Raw genomic sequence first — 23,561 nt, forward strand, 5'->3', positions numbered from 1 at the left:
CGCGCCCGCCCCCGCCCCCCCCCCCCCCCGGGGGGGGGGGGGGGGGGGGCTCGGCCCCCACAGGACACAGAACGAGAGAGCCGGTTCGCGCTTTCCGCGAACACGACTCTCCCGATTCGAGTGGGCGATACTGGGATCGAACCAGTGACCTCTTCGGTGTGAACGAAGCGCTCTCCCCCTGAGCTAATCGCCCGTCGTACGAACTTCCACGAGTTTCCCGGGGGCGGGCTCGTGGTGCGCGATACTGGGATTGAACCAGTGACCTCTTCCGTGTCAGGGAAGCGCTCTCCCGCTGAGCTAATCGCGCGCTGCGGAACTCCGTACTCGAGAAAGCATATCGGACGGCTGCGGAGGGTCAGCAGGGGGTCCGGTGTGACCGCGCGCACGGCGTAAACCGCCGTGACACGAAGACGTCGAAACGGGCACACTGCAAGAAGACGCATGCTCGGGCCCGGCCTCCGCCGGGTTCGCGTGCCCGGATCAGGAGAGTCTCGCCCCGTGACCGACACCGTGTCCACCCCGCCCGCCGACCTGGATCGCGCTCCGGTGCGTCCGGGGCTCCTCATCGGGGTCCTCGTGCTGTCGGCGTTCGTGATGATCCTCAACGAGACGATCCTGAGTGTCGCGCTGCGCGACCTGACGGTCGACCTGCGGGTGCCGACCACGACCGTGCAGTGGCTGACCAGTGGGTTCCTGCTGACCATGGCGGTCGTCATCCCGACGACCGGGTTCCTGCTCGAGCGGTTCTCGCCGCGGCAGGTCTTCCTCTTCTCGCTGTCGGCGTTCAGCCTGGGCACGCTGTTGTGCGCGTTGGCGCCCGGGTTCGGGATGTTGATGGCCGGGCGCGTGGTGCAGGCGTGCGGCACGGCGGTGATGCTGCCGCTGCTGATGACGACGGTGATGCGCTTGGTGCCGCCGGAGCGGCGGGGCGCGACGATGGGCACGATCACGATCGTCATCGCGGTGGCACCGGCGATCGGGCCGACGATCGGCGGCGCGGTGCTGTCGTCGCTGGGCTGGCGCTGGATGTTCTGGATCGTGCTGCCGCTGTCGATCGCGGCGCTGGTGACCGGTGCGCTGCAGCTGCGCCTGGACAGCGAGACGCGGCGGGTGCCGCTGGACGTGCCGTCGGTGCTGCTGTCGGCGATCGGGTTCGGCGGGGTGCTGTACGGGCTGTCGTCGACCGGCGAGCAGGGCGGCGCGGAGCCGCCGGTGCCGGCGTGGGCGCCGATCGTCGCCGGTGTCGTCGCGCTGGTGGTGTTCACGTGGCGCCAGCTGCGGTTGCAGCGCCGTGACCGGGCGCTGCTGGACCTGCGGCCGTTCACGCACCGGAGTTTCGTGGTGGCGCTGGTGCTGACGTCGCTGCTGTTCGTGTGCCTGATCGGCGCGGCGGCGATCCTGCTGCCGCTGTACCTGCAGACGGTGCTCCACACGAGCACGTTCGTGAGCGGCTTGGCGGTGCTGCCCGGCGGCCTGGTGCTCGGCCTGCTGGGCCGGCCGGTGGGCGCGCTGTTCGACAAGGTCGGCGCGCGTCCCCTGGTGATCCCGGGGGCGGCGGCGATGGCGCTGTCGCTCTGGCTGTTCACGACGCTGGGAGCGGGTTCGCCGCTGATCGCGGTGATCGGGATCCACGTGCTGCTGATGGCCGGGCTGGGCCTGATGATGACGCCGCTGTTCACCGAGTCACTGGGGTCGCTGCCGGAGCACCTGTACTCGCACGGCAGCGCGATCCTGTCGACGCTGCAGCAGGTGGCGGGGGCGCTGGGCACGGCGCTGTTCGTGACCGTGGCGACGCTCTGGAGCTCCGGCGCCGCCGCGACGGGTCCGGACGCTTCGGGGCTGCGGGCCGCGTTCATCGTGGCCGGGGTGATCGGGTTGCTGGCCTTCGCCGGGACTTGGGCGATCCGGAAGTCCACGCCCGGGGCCGCGACCGCGCCGAAGCACTGACCTGTCCACTTCGGACGGATAAGGTCCCGCTTCCGCTCAGCGAAGGCTGGGGGGAGACCTGCGAGCGAAAGCGGGAGTTCGAGGCCGGTACGGGGGTCGCCTCGCGGCGAGGGGCGCTGCACGGCTCTGGAAGACCAGTGGTCCGTGAAGGCTTGGGGTGAGGCCCGGGGACTCCTCCGTACCGACACCCGTTACAACGTCCTGGGCCCGCCGGTGTTCCTCGACGTGACCGGGCTCATGCCAGCATCCGGCCGAGCAGGACGCCGAGCCGGTTCCGGTCCGCCGCACCCAGGCTCGACGTCATCGGCGCCATCACCCGCGCCACTTCCGCCGTCAGCTCACGAGCCAGGTCGGCGCCCTCCGGAGTCAGGCTGACGCGCACCGAACGGCCGTCGTCACGGCTGGCCTCCCGCGAAACCAGACCGCGGCGGGCCGCCCGGTCCACCAGCCCGCTCACCGAGGAGCGGTCCAGTCCCAGGTGGGTCGCCAGCTCGGCCATCTTCGGCGTGCGGTCCCGCAGGATCCCCAGAACCCGCAGCTGCGTCAGGGAAAGCTCGTGCGCGGCCGCGACCTGGCTCAGGTGCGCCATCACGGCGAAGGACACCTGGGCCAGGTTGTCCAGCACCTCGTCGGGTTCGGTCATGCCGTCGAGACTACCTTGAACTAGTTGGCAATGCCATCTAAAGTAGTGGGCATTACCAACTAAAAGGAGTCCTCATGCGCGCCGCTGTCGTCACCGGGTTCGGTACTCCGCCCACTTGCCGGGACTTCGCCGAACCCGAGCCCACCAGCCCGGACGAGGTTCTCGTCGACGTCGTCGCCGCGGGCCTGCACCCCCGCGTCCGCTCCCAGGCCGACGGTTCGCACTACACCGAATCGGGTGAACTCCCGCTCGTCCCCGGCATCGACGGCGTCGGCCGGGCACCCGACGGCACGCTGCGGTACTTCGTGCTGCCCGACACCTCGATGGGCGCGATGGCCGAACGGACCGTCGTGGACCTGCGGCGCAGCGTCGTCCTGCCCGAGGACGCCGACCCGGTGCTCGTCGCCGCCGGCATGAACCCCGCGATGTCGGCCTGGGTCGCCCTGCGCCGGCGCATCGAGTTCACCGCCGGGCAGGACGTGCTCGTCCTGGGCGCCACCGGGAACGCGGGCCGGCTCGCCGTCCAGGTCGCGAAGCACCTCGGCGCGGGCCGGGTGATCGGCGCCGGCCGCGACGCCGGGCGACTGACCGCGGTGGAAGCCGACGAAACCCTCACCTTCGACGAGCTCGGCAAGGCCGCCGACGTCGACGTCGTCCTCGACTACGTCTGGGGTCCGCCGACGGCCGAGGCGCTGCGCACGATCGTCACCGAGCGCGCCGACCGGAGCCGCCCGCTGACCTGGGTCGAGATCGGCTCGGTGGCGGGGCGGACCACCGAACTGCCTTCGGCCGCGCTGCGGGCGGCGCGCCTGCAGCTCGTCGGCAGCGGGCAGGGTTCGGTACCGACCCGGGACATCGTCGCGGAGCTGCACGCCCTCCTGAAGGAGATCGGTACCTTCCGGATCGACGCGCGCGCGGTGGCCCTCCAGGACGTCGAAAGCGCCTGGAGGGACACCGCGAGCACTCAGCGCGTCGTCGTCACTCCTTGATCTTCGGCGTCGCCCGCACGCCGGAGTGCAGGTACCGCTCCCCCGTCGGCAGCGTGTAGAACGTCACCGAAACCCAGCCCCGCATGCCCGCGGGGCTGTAGGCGAAGTGGCTCGGGCCGATCGGCACCAGCTCGTCCTCGGTCGTCGTCTCCGGCATCAGCTCGGCGAGCGGGCCGGTGACGGTCTGGCGCATCCACAGCTTCTCGTCGCGGGTGAGGACGTCGGTCCGGACCGACTCCCGCTCGTAGACGCCGAGGAACTCCGACGCGTCGACCGCGGGCGGCTCCGCGGCCGGCTCGAGCGGGCGCGGCATCGCGACGCCGGCCAGCTCCGCGAAGATCTCGCGGTAGAGCTCTTCGTAGAGGTCGTGGGTGCTGCCGCCGTTGGCGAGCAGCGTGACCGCCAGCCCCTGCTCCGGCAGGATCCGCAGGAACGCCGACTGCCCGATCGTGTTGCCGTCGTGGCCGTACACGCGGCGGCCGTCCCACTCGAAACGGATCCAGCCGAGGCCCCACGAGTCGCCGAGGGTGTCCTTGTCGGGCATTTCGAACTGTTCCTGGGTCATCGCCTCGGCCGACTCCGCCGAGAGCACGCGCGAGCCGTCCGGGCCGAGGCCGCCGGTCAGGTGCAGGCGGGCGAACGCCAGGACGTCGTCGGTCGACGCCGAGATGAGCCCGGCCGGGCCCGCCGAGCGCGGGAGCCCCCACACCGGCGCCGGCTGCGGCTCGGCGTCGCCCGCCGCGACGTGGCCCACCGCCGCGCGGTGCAGCATGGCTTCCTCCGGCAGGGTGCCCGTGCGCTTCAGGCCGAGCGGCGTGAACAGCCGCTCGCGCAGGGCCGCGTCCCACGTCTTGCCGGTCAGCTTCTCGATCACCCGGCCGACGAGCACGAAACCCGAGTTGCAGTAGGACAAGGTCGCACCGAGGGGGTGGTTCTGCGCGGCCTGGTCGAGCAGCGCCACGTACTTCTCGAGGCAGTCGTCGCCGCGGCCGGTGTCGGTGAAGACGTCGCCGTCGATGCCGCTGGTGTGCGTCAGCAGGTGCCTCAGCGTCACCTTGTTCGTGACGTCGGGGTCGGCCAGCCGCAGCTCGGGCAGGACGTCGGTGATCGGCCCGTCCAGCGTCAGCAGTCCTTCGTCGACCAGCTGCATGGCGACGGTGGTCGTCCACACCTTGCTGATCGAGCCGATCTGGAACACCGAGTCGTCGGTGACCTCGACGCCGGTCGCCTTGTTCAGCACGCCGTGGCTCACCTGGACGACCTCGTCGCCGTCGAGGCGCAGGATGCCCAGCGCGGCACCGGGGACGCGGTGCTTGCGCGCGAGCTCGCCGAGGCGGCGGCGCCAGTGCGCGGCGTCGATCGGCACCCGCCCCGGTTTGCCCGGCTCGCCCGCGTACTGCTCCACCCAGTCGGCGACGCGGCGGTTGAAGTCGACGCGGTGCGACGGGCGGCCTTCGAGGATGAACAGGTGCGACGCGCCCGGGTAGAGCACCATCCGGCTGGGCACGCCCTGCTCGCGCAGCGCGGTGAACCACTGCTCGGCCTGCCCGGCCGGGCACCGGTCGTCGGCGGCGCCGTGCAGGACCAGCGTCGGCGTCCGCACCTTTTCCACCTGCGCCAGCGGGGAAAGCGCCGCGTAGTGCGCGCGGTTCTCCGCCGGGACCGCGCCGAGCTCGGCGACCCCGAGGTAGTGGCCGGCGTCGGACGTGCCGGCCATGCTGACCACGTCACTGACGACCCCGCCCGCCACCGCGGCGGCGAACCGGTCGTCGCGGCTGGTCAGGTAGCAGGTCATGAAGCCGCCGTAGCTGTAGCCGGACACGGCCAGCCGGCGCGGGTCCGCCACTCCCTCGGCGACGAGGTCGTCGAGGGGCTCGAGGAAGTCCTTGGCGTCGGCCACGCCCCAGGCGCCGACCGCGGCCGTGAAGAACGCTTCGCCGTAGCCGTCGCTGCCGCGCGGGTTGAGCAGCAGCACCGCCCAGCCGCGGGCGGCGAGCCGCTGGTGGTAGAGGTGCACGGCGTCGGCGGTGCCGCTCCACGCGTTGTGCGGGCCGCCGTGGATGTCCAGCAGCAGCGGGAGCGGGCCGGTGCGGGCGGGGTCGCGCAGCAGCCAGCCGTGCACGACCGTGCCGTCGGAGACGGTGAACTCCCGCTCCTCGTGGGTGAACAGCTCGACGTCGTCGGGGCCGTGGGAGGTGAGCACTGTCGCCGCTCCCCCGGTGACGTCGACGGTCGCGATCTCGCCGTACGACGTCGGCGTGGTCAGCAGGACCGCCGCGGTGGTCCCGGCGACGCTCAGCGCGGCCACCGTCGTCCCGTTCTCGCCGAGGACCCGCCGCGGCTCGCCGCCGGTGACGTCGACGGCGTACAGGTGCGTGTAGCCGCGGTCGCGGACGCAGAACAGGACCGTGGAGCCGTCGCCGGCGAGCTGCGGGAGCGCGCCCGGGTAGCCCGGGCCACCCGGCATCACGTTGCGGTCGAGCGCCGCGGCGAGGTCGACGGTTTCCCCGCCGTCCACGGGGATCCGCAGCAGCCCGAGGTGACCGGACGCGGTGTCGCGGCGGCCGACGACGAGCAGGGACTCGCCGTCCGCGGTCCACGTGACCGTGCCGGCCATGCCCTCGCCGGAGCCGGCCAAGCGGGGCTCGGCGGTGCGATCGGCGGCGTCGAGGACGTAGGCGCCCGAACGGAACGTCAGGTCGGGGTCGGCGTCGAGAGCCGCGGCGAAGGCCAGCCGCCCGCCGTCCGGCGACCAGGCGGGGTCGCCCGCGTGCCAGTCCCCCGCCGTCACGCGCCGGACCTCGCCGGTGGCGACGTCGAGGACGTGGACGTGCTTGCGCAGGGTCCGCAGGAGCCCGGCGCCGTCGGCCTTGAAGTCCAGCCGGTCGGCGACCACCGGCGCGTTCGCGCGACGCCCCTGCGCGCCGTCGTCCTCGCCTTCCTCGGCGTTGAGGTCGATCGGGGCGCTGAAGGCGATCTCGGCGCCGTCCGGGCGCCACACCGGCGTTCCCGCACCCAGCGGGAGCGTGGTGACCTGCTCGGGCTCACCGCCGTCGGCGGGCAGCAGCCACAGCTGGGCCGGGCCGTCCTGGGCGCGCAGGAACGCGATCCGCGTCCCGTCCGGCGACCACGCCGGGGCCACGTCGCCGCGGCCGCGGGTCAGCCGGCGCGCCTCGCCGCCGCTCGTGGCGACCTGCCAGAGCGACGAGGTGTCCTCGTCCTTCTCGCGATCGGCGGTGCGCAGCACGTAGACGATCCGGGCACCGTCGGGCGAAAGGGCCGGCTGCTCGGGGAACTCCAGGGCGTACAGGTCGTCGGTGCCGATACGGCGGGTCATGCGGATCTCCTTGTGGGATGAAGGCTTCACGCGGCGAAGTGGCAGGCCGCGTGGTGCGGCCGGTGGGCGGCGTCGTCGGCCGGGTCGGCGCTGACGCACAACGTGCGGTCGGTGTGCACGAGCGGGCCGATCGGGCACCGCGGGTGGTAGCGGCACCCGGGCGGCGGGTGGTGCGGGTCGGCGGGCTCGGTGTCGGCGAGCGCGGCGGTGACGTCAGCGGGGTCGGCGGGGTCGGCGAGCAGGTTCCGGTGCGCCGACGGCGCGGCGGCCAGCAGGTCCCGCGTGTACGGGTGCTGCGGATCGGTGAGGACCTGCTCGGCGGGCCCGGCTTCGACGATCCGGCCGAGGTACATCACGGCGACGATGTCGCTGACGTACCGCACCACGGCGAGGTTGTGCGAGATGAACAGCATCGACAGCGACAGCCGCCGCTGCACGTCGCGAACCAGGTTGAGCACCGCGCCCTGCACCGAGACGTCGAGCGCCGAGGTGATCTCGTCGGCGATGAGCACCTTCGGCTGCCCGGCGAGCGCCCGGGCGAGGGCGACGCGCTGGCGCTGCCCGCCGGAAAGCTGCCCGGGCAGCATCGAGGCGCGTTCGGGGTCGAGCTGGACCAGCTCGAGCAGCCGGGCCACCTCGGCCCGCCGGGCCCCGCGGGACGTGCTCCGCGGCATCGCCTCGGTGATCGACTCGCCGATCCCCATCCGCGGGTCGAGCGAGGAGTACGGGTCCTGGAACACCATCTGCAGCGGACGCCGCCGCGGCAGCCTCCGCACGTCGACGCCGTCGAGGCGCACCTGGCCCGCGCTGACCGGCGAAAGCCCGACGGCCGCCCGGGCGAGCGTCGACTTGCCCGAGCCGGACTCGCCGACCAGGCCGACGACCTGTCCGGAAGGGACAGTGAGACTGACGCCGTCGACGGCGGTCAGCCTGCCGTACCGGACACTCACCGCGTCGAACTCCAGCGCGCTCACGCTGCACCCTCCTCGTGCGACTGTCCGGAAAGGACACTGACCTGCGGGTGCCAGCACGCGACCCGGTGCGCGTCCGCGGTCGGTTCCAGCACCGGATCCTCGTCCCGGCAGCGGTCGGTCGCCAGCGGGCAGCGGGCGGCGAAGGCACAACCCTCCGGCACCTGGTCCGGCTCCGGCGGGCGGCCGGGGATCACGGCCAGTGGCTCGTCGCGGTCGGTTTCGAGGTCCACGGTCGTGGCCAGCAGCGCCCGCGTGTACGGGTGCTGGGCCGGGGCCCCGGTCGGCAGGTCCTCGACGACGCGGCCGGCGTACATCACCAGCATCCGTTCGCACGTCTGGGAAACGACGGCGATGTCGTGGCTGATGAGCAGGATGGCCGCGCCTTCCGCCTCGCGCGTGCGGGCGAGCAGGCGCAGCACCTGCCGCTGCACGGTGACGTCGAGCGCGGTCGTCGGCTCGTCGGCGATGACGAGCTTCGGCCGGCCCATCAGGCCCATGCCGATCATCGCCCGCTGCCGCATGCCGCCGGAGAACTCGTGCGGGTACTGCCGGGCGCGCCGGGCCGGAGCCGGGACGCGCACCGCGGTCAACCGGTCGACCGCGCGGGCGAACGCGGCCCGCCGCGACAGGCCGTGGTGCTGTTCGGACACCTCGGCGAGCTGCCTGCCGACCCGGCGGGCCGGGTTGAACGACGTCATCGGGTCCTGGAACACCATGGCGAGCGACGTGCCGAGCTCGCGGTCCGGCGCTTTCGCCAGCGGTGTCCCGGCGAACTCCAGCCGATCCGCGGTGACCACGCCGGGTGCTTCGATCAGGCGGGACACCGCCAGCGCGGTCAGGCTCTTGCCGGAACCCGACTCGCCGACGACGCCGATCGCCTCGCCCGGGCGGACGCTGAAGCTCACCCCGCGCACCGGCACGGTCCACCCGTTCGGGCCGGGGAACGCGACCTGGAGGTTCTCGACGACGAGCACGGCGTCGGCCGCGGGCTCGGCCGCAGCTGAGCCCAGCGGCGCGGCGGGCCGCGGAGCCGGCGAGCGCCGCGTCGCCCGGGTGCGGACGCCGACCACCGCGGCCACCGTCTCGCCGACCAGGTTGAAGGCCAGCCCGGCCAGCACCACGGCCGCGCAGGGCGCCAGCGCCGCCACCGGGTTGACGTAGATGCCGTCCAGGCCTTCGCGCAGCAGCCGGCCCCAGTCGTAGTCCGGTGCCTGCACGCCGATCCCGAGGAACGACAGCCCGGCGAAGGCCAGCAACGCCGAGCCGGCCCCGATGGTCGCGTTCACGACGAGCGGCTCCCCGATGTTGGGCAGCACGTGCCGGGCCAGCAGCCGGATCCGGCCGACGCCGGAGACCCGGGCCGCGGCGATGTAGTCCCGCCCGCTCACCGACGCGGACAGCGTCTGCACCAGCCGGGCGAACGCCGGCGCCACCGCGAAGGCGATCGCCAGCACCGCGCCCTGCGTGCCGACGCCGAAGATCACCGCGAAGAACAGCGCCAGCAGCAGGCCCGGGAAGGCGACCGCGACGTTGACCGCCGCCGTGAGCAGCCGGCCCGCCCAGCGAGGCAGCACCGACGGCAGCGTCCCGAGCACGACCCCGACGCCGACGCCGATCGCGGTGGCCAGCACCGCGAGCCCGACCGAGAGCCGGGTCGCGACCAGCGTGCGGAAGAACAGGTCGCGGCCGAGGGAGTCGGTGCCGAACCAGTGCGCCCCGGACGGGCTCTGGCCGATCGCGTCCGTGTCGATCGCGGCGGCGGCGTCACCCCACAGCAGCGGGGCCAGCACCGCGAGCAGGACGACCCCCGCCAGCAGGACCGCCGAGCACGCGCCGACCGGCGTGCGCACGGCCGCCACCCAGACTGAACCGCGTCGCGCCATTTCACGCCTCCCGAATGGCCGAGCGCGGGTCGAGCAGCCCGAGCACGACGTCGACCAGCAGGTTCACCAGCAGCACGCCGACGCCGTAGACCAGCACGATCCCTTGCACCAGCGGGTAGTCCTTCTGCAGGATCGACGCGACGATCGTCGAGCCGAGGCCGGGCCAGGCGAACACGTTCTCCACGAGCACGGTGCCCGCCACCATCCCGGTCAGCATCAGCCCGCCCAGCGTGAGCGTCGCGGTCAGCGCGTTCGGCAGCGCGTGCCGGACGTACACCAGGCGCGCGGGCAGCCGCTTCGCCCGCGCGGTGCGGACGAAGTCGGCGCCCAGCACCGAAAGCAGCTCCACCCGGACCATCCGCGCGAGCACCGCCGCCGGCCCGACCGCCAATGCCGCCACCGGCAGGACGTACGCGCTCACGTCGTCGCTGCCCGCCACCGGGAACCAGCCGAGGCCGACGGCGAGCAGCGCCACCAGCCCGACCGCGACCAGGAACTCCGGGACGGCGGCGAGGAACACGCTCACCGACGTGAAGCCCAGCTCGGCGCCCCGGCGGCGGCCTCCGCGGGTCAGCACCGCGAAGCAGACGCCGACCGGGATCGCCACCACGACCACGACGGCGAAGGCCAGCACGGCCAGCCGCAGGGTCGAGGGCAGCCGGTCGCCGATCACCTCCGCCACCGGCTGGCCGCTCGCCATCGACGTCCCGAAGTCGCCGGAAAGCAGGCCGCGCACGTAGTGCCCGTACTGCACCCACAGCGGGTCGTCCAGGCCGAGCGCCGCCCGCTTGGCGGCCACCAGCTCGGCGGGCGCGGTCATGCCGAGCGCGGCCCGCACCGGGTCGCCGGGGACCAGGTGGATCATCAGGAACGCCGCGGTGAGCAGCGCCCACAGCGACACGGCGAACCGGGCCAGCCGCCGCGCGGCGAACGCCGGCCACGGGCTGCCCCGCAAGCCGGCGGGCGCCGCCGCGGTCGTCATTTCGCGTACATCCGGATCGAGGACGGGGTCACGCTGCCCTGGCTGAGCTCGAACTTCGCGCCGCTGCCGTAGATCGGCACGACGGAGTCGAAGTAGGGCACCGCGTCCACCCGCTTGACCAGCGCGGACTCCGCCGCGGTCCAGTCCGCGCAGCTGGCGTCGCCGGACTTCGACGCCGCCTGCTGCGCGCCCTGGTCGTAGCCGGGGTTGCTGATGTGGGCGAAGTTCGTGCCGTCGGGCGCGGCCGGACCGGAGACGAACGGCACGAGCTGGCTCGGCAGCGAGAACCCGACCGGGGCCAGGGAGACCTCCCACTCGCCGGTGCCGAACAGGACCTGGCTGAGGCCGGGGCTGTCGACCCCCTTGAGCGTCACGTCGGCGCCGAGGGACTTCCACGTCTGCTGCGCGAGCTCCGCGGTCGGCGCCATCGTCGGGCCGAGCTGGGTGCCGTAGAGGACGGTGAGGGCGAGCTTCTTGCCGTCCTTCGCGCGCACGCCGTCCGGGCCCGCCTTCCAGCCCGCCGCGTCCAGCGCGGCCGCCGCCGCGGCCGGGTCGTGCGCGGGCAGGTTGCCTTCGACGGTGTTGCCCGGACAGACCCTCGGCTCGTTGGTGATCATGCCCTGCGACGGCTTGCCGGCGCCCGCGGTCAGCACCTTGCCGAGCTGGGGCAGGTCGAGCGCCTGGGTGAGCGCCTTGCGGACGGCCTCATCCTGCCCGGGCCGCCCGGTCGCCTGGTTGTAGAAGACCTCGCCCATCGGCGCGGTGTAGTCGGCGTGGAAGAGCTTGCGCCCCTCCAGGCGCTGCCGGTCCGGCCCGTTGATCGCGGCCGCGTTGAGCTCGCCCGACAGCAGGAGGTTCGTCGCGGTCGTGGTGTTCGGGATCACGCGGATGGTGACCTTCTCCGGCAGGCCCGTGCCGGCCTTCCAGTCACCGGGGCCCCACGTGTAGTCCTTGCGGCGGGTGAAGGTGTAGTGGTCGTTGGGCACGGCCTCGGTGACGCTGAACATCCCGGTGCCGGCCTCGCCCTTGGCGAGCAGCTTGCGGTCCGCGAGCCCCTTGGCGCAGACGATCGGCACCCCGCCGACGTTGCGGGCCAGGAACGCGTCCGGTTTCCCGCTGGTGACCGAGATCGTGCCGCTCGCGTCCGCGGTCGCCTTGGTGCCCGGCGCGATGTAGAGCCCGGCGATGGGCGACTTGTTCGCCGGGTCGCCGATGAAGTTGATGTTGGCCGCGACGTCCGCGGCGGTGAGCGGGCTGCCGTCGGCGCAGGTGAGGCCCGGCCGGAGGGTGAAGGACGCGGTCGTCGTCGACGCCTCCCACTTGGCGGCCAGCCCGGCGACCGCCTTGCCGTCGGCGTCGAGGTTCAGCAGCGTGTCGTAGAGGAACCGGTCGACCTGGATGGCCACCGACAGCACCGTCATGTGCGGGTCGAGGCTGCCCGGGTCGGAGCCGACGCCGAAGCTGAACGTCTTGCCGTCGACCGGAGTTCCGTCGCCGCTGCCGGTGCTGCCGCCCGAGCCCCCGCAGGCGGTCGCGGCGAGGGCGACGACCCCGAGCAGGACCGCCGCGGTCCGTGTCTTGGTCATGGGGTTTCCTTCCGGAGGTGATCCACGGCGAGCCGGGCGGCTTTGCCGATCGCGGCGTCGACGGCGGGTTGCCGCTCGGCGAGGGAGTCCGCGCGGGTGAAGACGGCGACGGCGAACCGGCGTCCGTCCGGGTAGGACACGACGCCCGCTTCGTTGCGCACCGCGGGCAGGGTGCCGGTCTTGGCCGCGACGGCGACGTCCGAGGGGAAGCCGGACGAGAGCCGGTGCGGCCAGATCTGGTGGGCCATCATCGAGCGCACCCGTTCGCACGCCGCCGGTTCGGCGGCGCGGTCGCTCCAGATCGCGTCGAGCAGGGTGGTGATCTCCCGGGGCGTGGACGCCGACGTGCGTTCGGGGTCGAGTACGGCGAGCTTCCCCAGCTGCTCGGGGGTCGCGGCGGCGAACACGGCGTCGAGGTCGGCATCCTCGGCGGCCCCGAGATCGGCGAGCACCGAGGCGAAGAGGTCTTCGCAGCAGCCGATCAGCCGGGTCCGGCTCAGGTCGAGGTCGGCGAGCACGCGGTCGACCGCTTCTCGACCGACCTGGTGGTAGAGGACGTCGGTGGCCGCGTTGTCGCTCATGGTCAGCATGACCAGCGCGAGGTCGCGCCAGCTCATCTCGACGTCGTCCGCGCAGCCCGCGGTGCCGATCCCGCCGATGCGGTAGCGCTTCCCGACACGGGTCCGCCCGGTTTCGTCGAGGCGTCCGGCGACGACCTCGCGGGCGTAGGCGACGGCGACCGGGATCTTGAACACCGACGCGAGCACCACCGGGTCGTCCGCGCCGGCCGCGACCTCCGGTCCGCCGCCGATCTCCCGCGCGTGCAGGAAACCCCGCGCGCCGGCCGCGGCGAAGACGTCGGCGATCGCCGCCTCGACCGGACTCACGCGTCCACCCGCCGATCGGCGCGTCCGGTGTGCAGGTACAGCGCCCGGCCGGTGCCGTCGTCGCCGACGAAGGCGTGCGGCAGGTACATCCCCTGCATCGGCTCGGCCAGGATCAGCGTGTCGCCGTTCATCGCGACCAGCTCGGTCTTCTCGGGCTTGGCCAGCTCCGCGAAGATGCCCTTCGGTACGCGCTCGACCCAGACGCGGCCGTCGTCGTCCTGGCTGACGACGATGTCCGCGACGGACGACGAGTACTCGCCGACGTACCGCGTGGCGTCGATGCGCGGCGAGTCCGCATCCGGCACCGGCGGCGCGGCCAGCTCGATGCCGGTCAGCTCCTTCATGAGGTGGCCGACGACCTCGGTGTAGACGGCGACCGGGTCGCCGCCGTTGGTCAGCAGCGCGACGGCGACGTCGTGCCCGGGCGCGAGGCGCAGGAAGGAGGCCTGGCCGATCGTGCCGCCGTCGTGGCCGACGATCCCGCCGCCGTCGTCGAACAGCGACCAGCCGAGGCCCCACGCCCGGCCCATCAGGCCGAGGTCGGGCAGCTCCACCTGGCGCTCCCGCATGGCGCGGGCGCTGGCAGCGCTCAGCACGCGGGTGCCGTCCGGGCCTTCGCCGTCGCGCAGGTGCATGCCGGCGAACGTCACGAGGTCGCGCGGCCGCATGGCGAGCATCGAGCCGGCCGGGGCGTTGGACGCCGCCAGCGCCCACACGCCGGCGGGTTCCGGGTCGGCGCCGGGCTCGGACGTGAGGTGCCCCAGCGCGGCCCGGAAGCGGATCGCCTCGTACGGGCTCGCCGCGGCGTGCGTCAGTCCCAAGGGGGCGAACAGGTGCTCGGCCAGGCAGGTGTTGTAGGCCTTGTCCCGCAGCACTTCCACGACGCGGCCGAGCACGCAGAACGCGGCGTTGTTGTAGGAGAACATCTCGCCGGGGGCGAACAGCTGCGGCACGTCGCCGAGGGTGGCGACGTACTTCTCGACGCAGTCGTCGCCGCGGCCGGTGTCGGTGAAGATGTCGCCCTCGAAACCGGCGGTGTGGCACAGGAGCTGCCGGACGGTGATCCGCGCGGCCGCGTCGTCGTCGCCCAGCACGAACTCCGGCAGGTACTTGCGCACGGGCTCGTCGAGCTCGAGGACACCTTCGTCGACGAGCTGCATCGCCAGCGTCGTCGTCCAGATCTTGGTGATGGACCCGATCTGGAACAGCGAGTCCACGTCCGCCTCGACACCGGTGCCCGTGTTGAGCACGCCGGCCGCGTGGTCGATGATCTCGCCGCCGGCGTACACGGCCACGGACGCGCCGGGCACGTGGTGCTCGGCCAGGACGGCGGGCAGCCGCGTTTCGAGCCAGGCGGCGAGTTCGGTGAGTTTCGACATGGTTGCCTCTCGTCCGACGATGGGGGAACCGGCGATGCCGGGATGCTAGGACGGGACCGGGACGGTGCGGTTCGTCGAAATCGACGAGACCCGGGGAAACTTTCATCCCGGCGGACGAATCACGGGGGCCGCAGCCGGCGGGGCAAGGCCGACTTGGCCGCCGCGACTCCCACCGCGACCCGGATCCTGACCTTCGACGTGGTGACCACCGCCCGGACCGCGTACTGCCGGACCCGCGCGACCACCGTGTCCACTGTGGTCATGACCTGAGCCAAGCCTGGGCGGTGGTCACTTCGGCCAGCCGCTCCGGGATCGGCGTGACGCCGAGACCGGGACCCGACGGCACCGGCAGCCGGCCGTCTTCGAGCACGAACGGCTCGGTGATGTCCTCGGTGTAGAACCGGTCCGACGCCGACGTGTCGCCCGGCAGCGTGAACCCGGGCAACGACGCGAGGGCGACGTTGGCCGCCCGGCCCAGCCCGGTCTCGATCATCCCGCCGCACCACACGGGGACGCCGTGCGCGGCGCAGACGTCGTGCACCCGCCGCGCCTCCAGGTACCCGCCGACGCGGCTCGGCTTGATGTTGACGATCCGGCACGCGCCGAGCTTGATCGCGTCGGCCGCCGAACGGGCGGAGACGACGGACTCGTCCAGGCAGATCGGCGTCCGGATGTGCTTGGCCAGCTCGGCGTGGCCGAGCACGTCCTCCTCTTCGAGGGGCTGCTCGATCAGCAGCAGCTCGAAGGGGTCGAGCCGCTGCAGCTGCGGCACGTCCGAAAGCGTGTACGCGGTGTTCGCGTCGACCTGCAGCAGGATGTCGCCGCCGAAGCGCTCGCGGACCGCGCGCACCGGCTCGACGTCCCAGCCGGGCTCGATCTTGAGCTTGATCCGGACGTACCCGGCGTCGAGGTAGCCGCCGACGACGTCCAGGAGCTTCGGGACGGTGTCCATGATGCCGACCGACACCCCGCACGGCACCGAGTCCCGGGTGGAGCCCAGCGCCGTGCCGAACGAGACGCCGTGGGCGCGCAGCTCCGCGTCGAGCACCGCCATCTCCAGGGCGGCCTTGGCCATCCGGTGGCCCTTGAACTTCGCCAGCAGCGGCGCGACCTTGTTCGCGGTGAGGTCGCCGGCGGCGAGCAGCGTGGGCACGAGGAAGGTCCGCAGGACGTGCTCGACGCCGTCGACGTACTCGGAGGAGTAGAGCGGGTCGACCATCGCCCCGCACTCGCCCCAGCCCTCGCCATCGGACGTCACCGCGCGCAGGAGCAGCAGCTCGCGTTCGGCCTGCGTGCCGAACGACGTCCGGAACGGCGCGACCAGGGGCATCCGGACGCGCAGGAGTTCGACCCCGGTGAGTTTCACGTCTGCTCCTTCGAGACCACGTACCAGCCGGCACGATCGAATCCGATGACCGAGGCGCCGTCGGCCAGCAGGCCGCCGAGCACCTCCCGCAACGCGACCCGCCACGCCCGGCCCCGGCCGGGGTCGGCGCGCCGGAGCGCCTCGATGTCCGGCGGCACGCCGACGAGCACGACCGGCGCGTCGGCGGGGCCGGTGACCGGGCCGCCGTCGGAACCGGCCGCCAGCGCGACCGCGGCACCCCGGGCTCGCAGCGTGGCCGCGTCGAACCGGGCCGGCTTGCCCTCGGCGGCGGCCCGCACGGCCGGGCTCGAGAGGTCCCAGACGGCCATCAGCCGGTCGGTGTCGCCGGCACCGTTGATGCCGTCGTTCATCGGCCCGTAGAAGTCGGGCAGGTACTGCTCCGGAAGGGCGGCGAGCTTGGTCAGGTTGAAGTGGGCGTTGCGCCGCACCAGCGGGTCGAACGTCCACGAGATCACCGGGACGTCCTGGCTGAGCGCCCACGCGCGCTGGTGCAGCTTGAGCGCGAAGCCGATGCCGCGGCCGTGTCCCGCGGTGGCGACCCCGGCGATGTGGCTGTGCAGTCCCCCCTTCGCGGGACCGCCGAAGAACCCGAAGCAGGCGCCGAGGAGGTCGGGCCCGTCGAACGCGCCCCCGACGTAGTTGCCCGCCGAAACCATGGCGCGCAACAGTTCGGACGTCACGGGCTGGTTGCCGGGGGCCGGGCGCCAGATCGACTCGAAGAGGCGGGTCACGGCGGTCAGGTCGGCGACCTCGGCCAGGGTCCGGACCTGGACCCCCGAGGCCGTGGCGGCGGCGGTCGCCGCGGCGGCCGCCTCGTCCCGCAGCGGCGGGGCTGTGTTCGTCACGACTTCTGTCACGCCTCCGATCCTCTCCGGAGACTGCCGGCCGGTCACCGTTGTCCCGCACCGGATTCGCCCCGCGCGTTCGTCGGGGCGGACGAACTCCGTTGCGCCAGCACGGTTTCGGTGAGTTTCCGGAGCAGTTCGGTGCGCGCGGGCAGTTCGGCGACGAGGACGTGTTCGTCGTCGGCGTGGGCGCCGCCACCGACGGCGCCGAGGCCGTCGAGGGTCGGGATGCCCAGTCCCGCCGTGAAGTTGCCGTCGGACGCACCGCCGACCGCCGCCTCGGCGAGGGGTCCCGCCGCAAGCTTTTGGGCCAGTGCGAACAGTTCCGACGAAGCCTTCGCGTCGAGCGGCGGCCGGTTGATGCCGCCGGCGATGTGGATCCGCGCGTTCTCGTCGACCGGTGTCAGGCTTCGGACGGCCCGGTCGACGCGGGCCTGTTCGGCGACGTCCCACACGCGGACGTCGACGGCGACCCTGGCCTTGGCGGGCACGGTGTTGGTCGTCGTGCCCGCGGTCAGCGCGGTCGGGACGACCGTGGTCCCCCGGTCCGGGTCGGCGAGCGCGGCCACCGCGAGGATCTGGTGGGCGACCTCGATCCCCGCGTTCACGCCCTTTTCGGGTTCGAGCCCGGCGTGCGCGGCGCGGCCCTCGACCTCGATCCAGTACCGGGAAACACCTTTGCGGCGGGTCTTCAGCGCGCCGCCGTCGGCCGAGGCTTCGAGGACGAAGACCGCGTCGCAGGTCTTGGCCTCGTCCTCGATCAGGGGCCGGGACAGCGGCGAGCCGATCTCCTCGTCGCCGGTGATGAGGATCGAGAGGCCGTCGCGGTCGGGCAGTGCCGCGGCGGCGTGCAGGGCCATCACGACGCCGGCCTTCATGTCGAAGCAGCCGGGTCCGCGCAGGACGCCGTCGCGGACTTCGAAAGGGTGCGTGCGCAGGGAACCCAGCGGCCACACGGTGTCGTGGTGGCCGAGCAGCAGGACGCGCGGCGGGCCGTCGCCGAACCGCCAGCGCAGGTGGGTGCAGCCGTCGGTGACGAGACGTTCGGGCTCGGCCCCGAGCAGGCGGCGGCCGACCCCGGCGACGGTTTCGGCACTGCGCGCGACGGCGTCGTGGTCGTCCGAAGGCGACTCGCAGCGGACGAGCGTCTCGATGTCGTCGATCACCGCGGCTCACCTCGCAGCGGCCGGCCGGGCAGCGCGTCGGTGTTCAGGTTTCCTTCGCTGACCACGGGAACACCGGCGACGTACAGGTGCCGGACGCCGATCGACGGACGCGTCGGATCGGTGTAGGTGGCGGCGTCGGTGATCGTGGCCGGGTCGAGGACGACGAGGTCGGCGTCGGCGCCCGTGCCCAGGTGGCCCTTGTGACGGGCTTGCGGCGCGACGTCGTCGAGGAGCCGCGACGGCAGGTACGAGCAGCGGCGGAACGCTTCGAGCCAGGTCCACTCGCCCGCTTCCCGGACCATCAGGCGCAGGGTCTTGGCGAAGGTGCCGGCGGTCCGCGGGTGCGTCGTGCCGCCGGAGGGCAGCGGCCACTCGGTGCTCTCGGTGCGGCCGTCCTTCCAGTAGACGGGCATGGCGTCGCTGGCGACGACGGCGTCGGGGAAGGCGAGCGCCTGGTGCAGCAGGCCGCGGTCGCGGGGGTCCCGCTCGTCCAGGAACTCGAGGAGGCAGGGCGCGCCCGGGTCCTGCTGCCGCACCTGGCGCAGGCGGGCTTCGTCGCGGACCCGCTCCCCCGTTTCGAGGATGACCACGCTCGACGGCCGCAAGCCCTTCAGGCGCAGGCGGTCCGGCTCGAGGAAGGCGGCGCCGACGGCCGTGCTGCCCGCGCCGTACGGGTAGGCCTCGACGGTGACCCGCGAGCCCTCGCTCCGTGCGGTTTCGAGGGTGGCGAGGACGCGGTCGATGTGGTGGCCGGAGGTGCTGTTGACGTGGCAGTGGTGCATCGCGGCGCCGGTCTCGCCCGCGGCCGCGACGATCTCGACGGAGCCGTCGACCGGGATCGCGGGGTCGACCTCGACCAGCTCACGGACGTGGGTGTAGGTGGGCACGCCCGCCTTCGCGGCGAGGTGCGCGACGGCCAGGAACTCGCCGGGCTCGGTCGCGGGCGCGTAGCCCATGAGGATGCCGATGCCGAGCGCGCCCTTCGCGAGCTCGGCTTCCAGCAGGGAAAGCCAGGCGGTCAGTTCGGCCTTCGAAGAACTGCGTTGCCACCGCGGGTTTCCCAGGATCGCGAGCCCGCTGTCGATGCTCGCGTCGGGCGCGATGTCCGCGAGGACCTGCGCCCGGGCGGCGCCCCAGGAGGCGGAGAAGCCGTAGTGCAGCGGCCGCCCGGCGTTCGCGGCCTCGGCGTAGGCACGGTCGATCGGCATGAGCCCGGCTTCGAGGTCGAGGGCGGTGGTGACACCGTCCATGGCCTGCAGCCGCTGCCCGGCGATGGAGTGCACGTGGCTGTGCAGGTCGACGAACCCGGGCCCGACGACGAGCCCTTCGACGTCGACTTCGGTGGCTTCGGGCGCGTGGAGGCCCGGACCGACGGCTTCGACCCGGCCGTCGTCGAGGAGGACGTCGGCGATGCCGTCGAAGCCGCTGCCGGGATCCACGACCCGGCCGCCCCGCAAGAGTGTCCGCATCGGGCCGACGTTAGGAGGATTTCCGGCGAAGCCGTTCGTCCGCGACGACGAACCGGAGCGGCACGGTTGATCCGCGCGGACGAACCGTCAGGCCGGCGTGACCGGAGCCAAGAACAGCCCGGTGACCGCGTCGATCAAGCCCGTCCCCGCGTCGTCCCAGGTCGCGCGCGGGGTCGGCGTGCCCTCGGCCAGCGCCCGCTCGCGCTCCGCCGTCATGTGGATCATCAGCTGCCGGGCCATGTCGCTCCGCTCGGCGCGCACGTCCGCGGGCAGCCCCGCCAAGCAGCGGTTCAGCCCCTCGACCGCGCGGGCGAGGGCCGGGGACGACAGGGACTCCTCCGCGATGATCGCCCGCAGGGCCGGGTCGGTCATCACCTGGGCGCTGAACCGGGCGAACCACGTCGGCGCACCCAGCTCGCGCAGGTACGTCGTGCTCGGGCGGACCAGGCAAGCCACCCATTCGCGCAGGCCCGCATCAGCAGCGGTGGCCTCGACCAGCTCGGCGCGCAGCCGCTCCATCGGCTCGGCGTGCTTGCGGACGATCGCGCGGACCAGGTCGACCTTCGTGCCGAAGTGGTAGTTGACGGCGGCGTTGTTGCCCTGCCCGGCGGCCTCGCTGATGTGCCGGTTGGACACCACCTGCACCCCGTGCTCGGCGAAGAGCCGCTCCGCCGTCACCAGGATGCTTTCCCGCGTCGCACTCGCGCGGGCCGCCTTCACGTTCATTTCGCAACCACCTGATCATCCACCGGACCCCCACCTTACGGAGCCGTCCCCGCTGGCGAGAAACCGGCGGAGCGTGGCAGAACAGCCACTGGCCGCCCGGGCGGTGCGTTCCTAGCGTGGTCGATCATGATGGCCGTGCTCGCGCCGATCCTGATCGGCCTCCTCTACGTCGTGCTCAGCTCCCTGATCCCCGAGCCCCACCGCCGGAAGGTCAACGCCGTCCTGGTCGGCGGCGCGGGCGCGGCCTACCTCTCCGGCGGCGCGCTCGGGCCGTGGGAACTGGTGTTCTGCGCGGTGATGACCTACGTCGCGTTCCGCGGGCTCGACTCGTGGACGTTCATCGGTGTCGGCTGGCTGCTGCACACCGCCTGGGACGTCGTCCACCACCTGAAGGGCCAGCCGATCCTGCCGTTCGCGCACGACTCGTCGTTCGGCTGCGCGTTCTGCGACCCGGTGATCGCGATCTGGTGCTTCACCGGCGGCCGGCCGGTCACCGGGTGGTTCCGGCGGATTGGCGCGCCGGAGCCGCGGGTACCCGGCCGGACATGAGCACCGACGTCGAACGCGCCGCGCACGCCTTCTGCCCGCGGTGCCACCCGGACCCGCAGCCCGGTGAAGTGCTCATCGCGCTGTGCGGCGCCCGGCACCCCTACTACGGCCGCCGCGACCGACCGGTGAACACGTGCCCCGCCTGTGTCCGGCTGGCCTCGGCGAACGTCTACGCCTGCGGCCACCCCGGCGGCTGAGGGGCGGTTGTGTGAGCGCGAACAACCGGCTAACGTGAATTTCGTTCACGTCACCGCCGGTTGTTCCCGCTCCCCCGCCACGGAAGGAACACCGCCTTGCGCAGAGTGTTCACCGCCTTCGCGACCGCCGTCCTCGCCGCGTCCGGGCTCGCCGTCACCGCTCCCACCGCCCACGCCGCCGGCGGCACCTTCAGCGTGCTGTCCTACAACATCGCCGGGCTGCCCGAGGGCATCTCCAGCGCCCCCACCCCGCGCGCATCCAGCACGACCGCCATCGGGCAGCGCCTCGGCCCGTACGACCTGGTGCACGTCCAAGAGGACTTCAACTACCACGCGAACCTGTACGCGGCCGACGCCCACCTGTACCGGACACCGACCAGCGGCGGCGCCGGGATCGGGAGCGGCCTGAACAGCCTGTCCGCCCTGCCCGTCGACGAGCTGGAGCGAGTCCGCTGGAACTCGTGCCAGTTCGACTCGGGCGACTGCCTGACGCCGAAGGGCTTCACCTTCACCCGGCTCCGGCTCGCCGAAGGCGTCTACGTCGACGCGTACGACATCCACACGAACGCGGGCACGAACGACGGCGACCAGGCTTCGCGCGCCGCGAACCTCGACCAGCTCACCGCCTACCTCACCACGCACTCGGCGGGCAACGCCGTCGTGGTCATGGGCGACACCAACACGCGCTACACCCGGGCCGCCGACACGATCCGGGCGTTCGCCGCCGCCAACGGGCTCACCGACGCGTGGGTCCGGCTCGAACGCGGCGGCGTCCCGCCCGCGGCGGGCAGCGATCCCCTGCTGTGCGACGAAAACGCGGTCACCAACGCGTGCGAGATCGTCGACAAGGTGCTCTACCGCGGGAACAAGCAGATCTCCCTCGACGCGACCTACTACAACAACGAGCACACCGCGTTCCTCGACGCGTCCGGGGCGATGCTGTCGGACCACGACCCGGTGACCGTGCGGTTCGGCTGGACGGAAAACCCGGCGTTCCGCCTGAGCGACCGCTTCGGCGGCCCGCACGGCACGCCGTTCACCGACCTGGACCGGGTGCCGGCGGGCGGCCGCGCGACGACCTTGACGCTGAGCGCGGGCACCCGGGTCGACCGGATCGGCCTGACCCTGGCCGACGGTACGACGTCCGGTCACGGCGGCACCGGCGGCACCTCGCGGACCTATCCGCTGGCCGACGGCGAGTACGCGGTCTCGGCGGAACTGTGCCGAGGCAGCTACAACGGCCACACCCGGATCTTCTCCGCCCGCCTCACGACCAACCGCGGCGGCACGCTCGCCGGCGGCACGAAGACGTCGGACTGCACGACGGCCACCGCACCGGACGGCTGGCAGATCGCCGGCTTCCACGGCCGCGCGGGTGACGAAGTGGATCAGCTGGGGGTGATCTACACGCGGCGCTGATCCGTCCACAAAGGACCGGCCAGCGCGGGCAGCGCGGCCACCAGTGCGAGCCCGCGCACGGCGGCCGCGACGAGGTACGGCGCCCGCAGCCCCAGCGCGTGGGCCACCAGCCCGCCGGCCAGGGTGCCGGCCGGGAGCAGGCCCCAGCCGAGCAGCCGGTACGCGCTGGTGACCCGGCCGAGCAGGGCCGGCGGCACCAGCCGCTGCCGGAGACCGACGGTGACGATGTTCCACAGCGTCGTCGCGAACCCGTTCACCGCGAGGAACGCGCCGAGCACCACGGCGTCGCGGCTCAGGCCGATGCCCGCGAACGCGCCGATGTTCGCGACCAGCGCGGTCAGCACCGCCGGCCGGGAGCCGATCCGGGCCACGACGCGCGCGTTGACCAGGCCGCCGAGCACGCTGCCCAGCGCGGCCCCGGCGAGCAGCAGGCCGTAGCCGCGCGCGTCGAGGTGCACGACCCGGGTGGCGAGCAGGACGAGCGTGGCGAAGGCGAGCTGGCCGCAGAAGGCGTTGACGCCCACCAGGATCGCGAGCGTGCGCAGCAGCCGGTGCCGCAGCAACCACGCCAGTCCTTCCCGGACGGCGGACCGGGTCCGGGCGCCCCGGTCCCGCCGGGGCAGCGTCGCCACCAGGACGGCGGACACCGCGAACGAGACGGCGTCGACACCGAACGGGAGTGCCGCCGCGACGCCGAACAGCAGGCTGCCCAGGGGCGGGCCGGAGAACTGCCCGGTCACCGTCGCGACCGCCTGCTGACGGCCGTTGGCCCGCGGCAGCAGCGGCTTCGCGACCAGGTCCGGCAGGATCGCCTGGGCCGCGGTGCCGAAGACGACGTCACCGGCGCCCAGCCCGAACGCCGTGACGGCGAGGACCGGGATGCCGATCGCGCCGCAAGCGGTCAGGACGGCGGTCGCGCCGACCAGCACCGCCTGCGCCGCCTGCGCGCGCCACATGAGGCCCGCCCGGTCATGGCGGTCGGCCAGCGCACCGGCGGGCAGGGACAGCAGCAGCCACGGGAGGTACGCCGCGGCCGACACGAGCGAGACGAGCCGCGGGTCGTGCGTGACCGTGACGGTCAGGAGGGGCACCGCCGCGGTGAACGCGCCGGTGCCGAGGTTGTCGATGCCGGTGGCCCACCACAGCCGCCGGTACGCCGTCGGCAGGGTCATGCGCCGAATCCTCGGGGCCCGAGC

At 73.1% G+C, this 23,561-nt stretch carries 20 protein-coding genes and 2 tRNA genes; 5 read left to right on the forward strand and 17 right to left on the reverse strand.

Annotated features, from left to right (window positions below):
* Positions 1-121: 121 nt before the first annotated feature.
* Together ABZ342_RS10360 and ABZ342_RS10365 are read right to left on the reverse strand one after the other, a co-directional pair.
* Positions 122-193: transfer RNA gene (locus ABZ342_RS10360), tRNA-Val, on the reverse strand.
* Between the two features lie 39 nt (positions 194-232).
* Positions 233-307 (reverse strand) — tRNA-Val (locus ABZ342_RS10365).
* Between the two features lie 191 nt (positions 308-498).
* Between ABZ342_RS10365 and ABZ342_RS10370 the strand changes: the two genes are divergently transcribed.
* Complete coding sequence (locus ABZ342_RS10370) at positions 499-1,947, forward strand: DHA2 family efflux MFS transporter permease subunit (protein WP_360471064.1); 1,449 nt, start codon at positions 499-501, stop codon at positions 1,945-1,947.
* 235 nt (positions 1,948-2,182) lie between these two features.
* Here the strand turns inward: ABZ342_RS10370 and ABZ342_RS10375 are convergent, their stop codons facing one another.
* On the reverse strand, positions 2,183-2,590 hold the full coding sequence (locus ABZ342_RS10375; RefSeq protein ID WP_360471067.1) for a MarR family transcriptional regulator: 408 nt from the start codon (positions 2,588-2,590) through the stop codon (positions 2,183-2,185).
* Positions 2,591-2,664: 74 nt separating this feature from the next.
* On the opposite strand from ABZ342_RS10375, the gene ABZ342_RS10380 reads away from it, so the two are divergent.
* Positions 2,665-3,579 (forward strand): zinc-binding alcohol dehydrogenase family protein, encoded by a 915-nt coding sequence (locus ABZ342_RS10380; protein WP_360471070.1) that lies wholly within the window; start codon positions 2,665-2,667, stop codon positions 3,577-3,579.
* On the opposite strand, the gene ABZ342_RS10385 is transcribed toward ABZ342_RS10380, so the two are convergent.
* The 13 genes from ABZ342_RS10385 to ABZ342_RS10445 form a co-directional block, all read right to left on the reverse strand.
* Positions 3,569-6,916, reverse strand: coding sequence for a serine hydrolase (locus tag ABZ342_RS10385; RefSeq protein WP_360471073.1), 3,348 nt, complete (start codon positions 6,914-6,916; stop codon positions 3,569-3,571). The two genes, ABZ342_RS10380 and ABZ342_RS10385, sit on opposite strands and share 11 nt — an antisense overlap.
* Before the next feature lie 26 nt (positions 6,917-6,942).
* Positions 6,943-7,890: an ABC transporter ATP-binding protein gene (locus ABZ342_RS10390; RefSeq protein WP_360471076.1), complete on the reverse strand. Its 948-nt coding sequence runs from the start codon at positions 7,888-7,890 to the stop codon at positions 6,943-6,945.
* Positions 7,887-9,773 carry a dipeptide/oligopeptide/nickel ABC transporter permease/ATP-binding protein gene (locus tag ABZ342_RS10395; protein ID WP_360471078.1) on the reverse strand — a complete coding sequence of 629 codons (1,887 nt, stop codon included), beginning with the start codon at positions 9,771-9,773 and terminating at the stop codon, positions 7,887-7,889. Before ABZ342_RS10395 ends, ABZ342_RS10390 begins: the two co-directional genes overlap by 4 nt.
* A gap of 1 nt (position 9,774) precedes the next feature.
* Positions 9,775-10,755, reverse strand: coding sequence for an ABC transporter permease (locus ABZ342_RS10400; RefSeq protein WP_360471081.1), 981 nt, complete (start codon positions 10,753-10,755; stop codon positions 9,775-9,777).
* Entirely contained in the window at positions 10,752-12,341 is a 1,590-nt protein-coding gene (locus ABZ342_RS10405; protein WP_360471083.1) for an ABC transporter substrate-binding protein, read from the reverse strand. The genes ABZ342_RS10400 and ABZ342_RS10405 overlap by 4 nt, the downstream gene beginning before the upstream one ends.
* A complete protein-coding gene (locus ABZ342_RS10410) occupies positions 12,338-13,228 on the reverse strand; it encodes a serine hydrolase (RefSeq protein ID WP_360471086.1) in 891 nt (296 codons plus the stop codon). Before ABZ342_RS10410 ends, ABZ342_RS10405 begins: the two co-directional genes overlap by 4 nt.
* On the reverse strand, positions 13,225-14,607 hold the full coding sequence (locus ABZ342_RS10415) for a serine hydrolase domain-containing protein (protein WP_360471089.1): 1,383 nt from the start codon (positions 14,605-14,607) through the stop codon (positions 13,225-13,227). The genes ABZ342_RS10410 and ABZ342_RS10415 overlap by 4 nt, the downstream gene beginning before the upstream one ends.
* Before the next feature lie 119 nt (positions 14,608-14,726).
* On the reverse strand, positions 14,727-14,870 hold the full coding sequence (locus ABZ342_RS10420) for a hypothetical protein (protein WP_155547190.1): 144 nt from the start codon (positions 14,868-14,870) through the stop codon (positions 14,727-14,729).
* Positions 14,867-15,973, reverse strand: a complete 1,107-nt coding sequence (gene menC / locus ABZ342_RS10425; RefSeq protein WP_360471092.1) for an o-succinylbenzoate synthase — start codon at positions 15,971-15,973, stop codon at positions 14,867-14,869. Before menC ends, ABZ342_RS10420 begins: the two co-directional genes overlap by 4 nt.
* Positions 15,970-16,851 carry a GNAT family N-acetyltransferase gene (locus tag ABZ342_RS10430; protein ID WP_360471095.1) on the reverse strand — a complete coding sequence of 294 codons (882 nt, stop codon included), beginning with the start codon at positions 16,849-16,851 and terminating at the stop codon, positions 15,970-15,972. Before ABZ342_RS10430 ends, menC begins: the two co-directional genes overlap by 4 nt.
* Positions 16,852-16,883: 32 nt before the next feature.
* Entirely contained in the window at positions 16,884-18,005 is a 1,122-nt protein-coding gene (locus ABZ342_RS10435; protein WP_360471097.1) for a M20 family metallopeptidase, read from the reverse strand.
* Positions 18,002-19,474, reverse strand: coding sequence for an amidohydrolase family protein (locus tag ABZ342_RS10440; protein ID WP_360471100.1), 1,473 nt, complete (start codon positions 19,472-19,474; stop codon positions 18,002-18,004). The genes ABZ342_RS10435 and ABZ342_RS10440 overlap by 4 nt, the downstream gene beginning before the upstream one ends.
* 87 nt (positions 19,475-19,561) lie before the next feature.
* Positions 19,562-20,200 carry a helix-turn-helix domain-containing protein gene (locus tag ABZ342_RS10445; RefSeq protein WP_360471102.1) on the reverse strand — a complete coding sequence of 213 codons (639 nt, stop codon included), beginning with the start codon at positions 20,198-20,200 and terminating at the stop codon, positions 19,562-19,564.
* Positions 20,201-20,329: 129 nt separating this feature from the next.
* On the opposite strand from ABZ342_RS10445, the gene ABZ342_RS10450 reads away from it, so the two are divergent.
* The 3 genes from ABZ342_RS10450 (at position 20,330) to ABZ342_RS10460 (ending at position 22,365) form a co-directional block, all read left to right on the forward strand.
* Entirely contained in the window at positions 20,330-20,749 is a 420-nt protein-coding gene (locus tag ABZ342_RS10450; protein ID WP_360471470.1) for a DUF6010 family protein, read from the forward strand.
* Positions 20,746-20,946, forward strand: coding sequence for a hypothetical protein (locus ABZ342_RS10455; protein ID WP_155547183.1), 201 nt, complete (start codon positions 20,746-20,748; stop codon positions 20,944-20,946). Before ABZ342_RS10450 ends, ABZ342_RS10455 begins: the two co-directional genes overlap by 4 nt.
* 105 nt (positions 20,947-21,051) lie before the next feature.
* Positions 21,052-22,365 carry a jacalin-like lectin gene (locus tag ABZ342_RS10460; protein ID WP_360471472.1) on the forward strand — a complete coding sequence of 438 codons (1,314 nt, stop codon included), beginning with the start codon at positions 21,052-21,054 and terminating at the stop codon, positions 22,363-22,365.
* Here the strand turns inward: ABZ342_RS10460 and ABZ342_RS10465 are convergent.
* Positions 22,350-23,537 (reverse strand): MFS transporter, encoded by a 1,188-nt coding sequence (locus ABZ342_RS10465; protein ID WP_360471105.1) that lies wholly within the window; start codon positions 23,535-23,537, stop codon positions 22,350-22,352. The two genes, ABZ342_RS10460 and ABZ342_RS10465, sit on opposite strands and share 16 nt — an antisense overlap.
* Between the last annotated feature and the right edge of the window lie 24 nt (positions 23,538-23,561).

It is taken from the genome of Amycolatopsis sp. NPDC005961 (genome assembly GCF_040629235.1).
Classification (GTDB): Bacteria; Actinomycetota; Actinomycetes; order Mycobacteriales; family Pseudonocardiaceae; genus Amycolatopsis; species Amycolatopsis camponoti.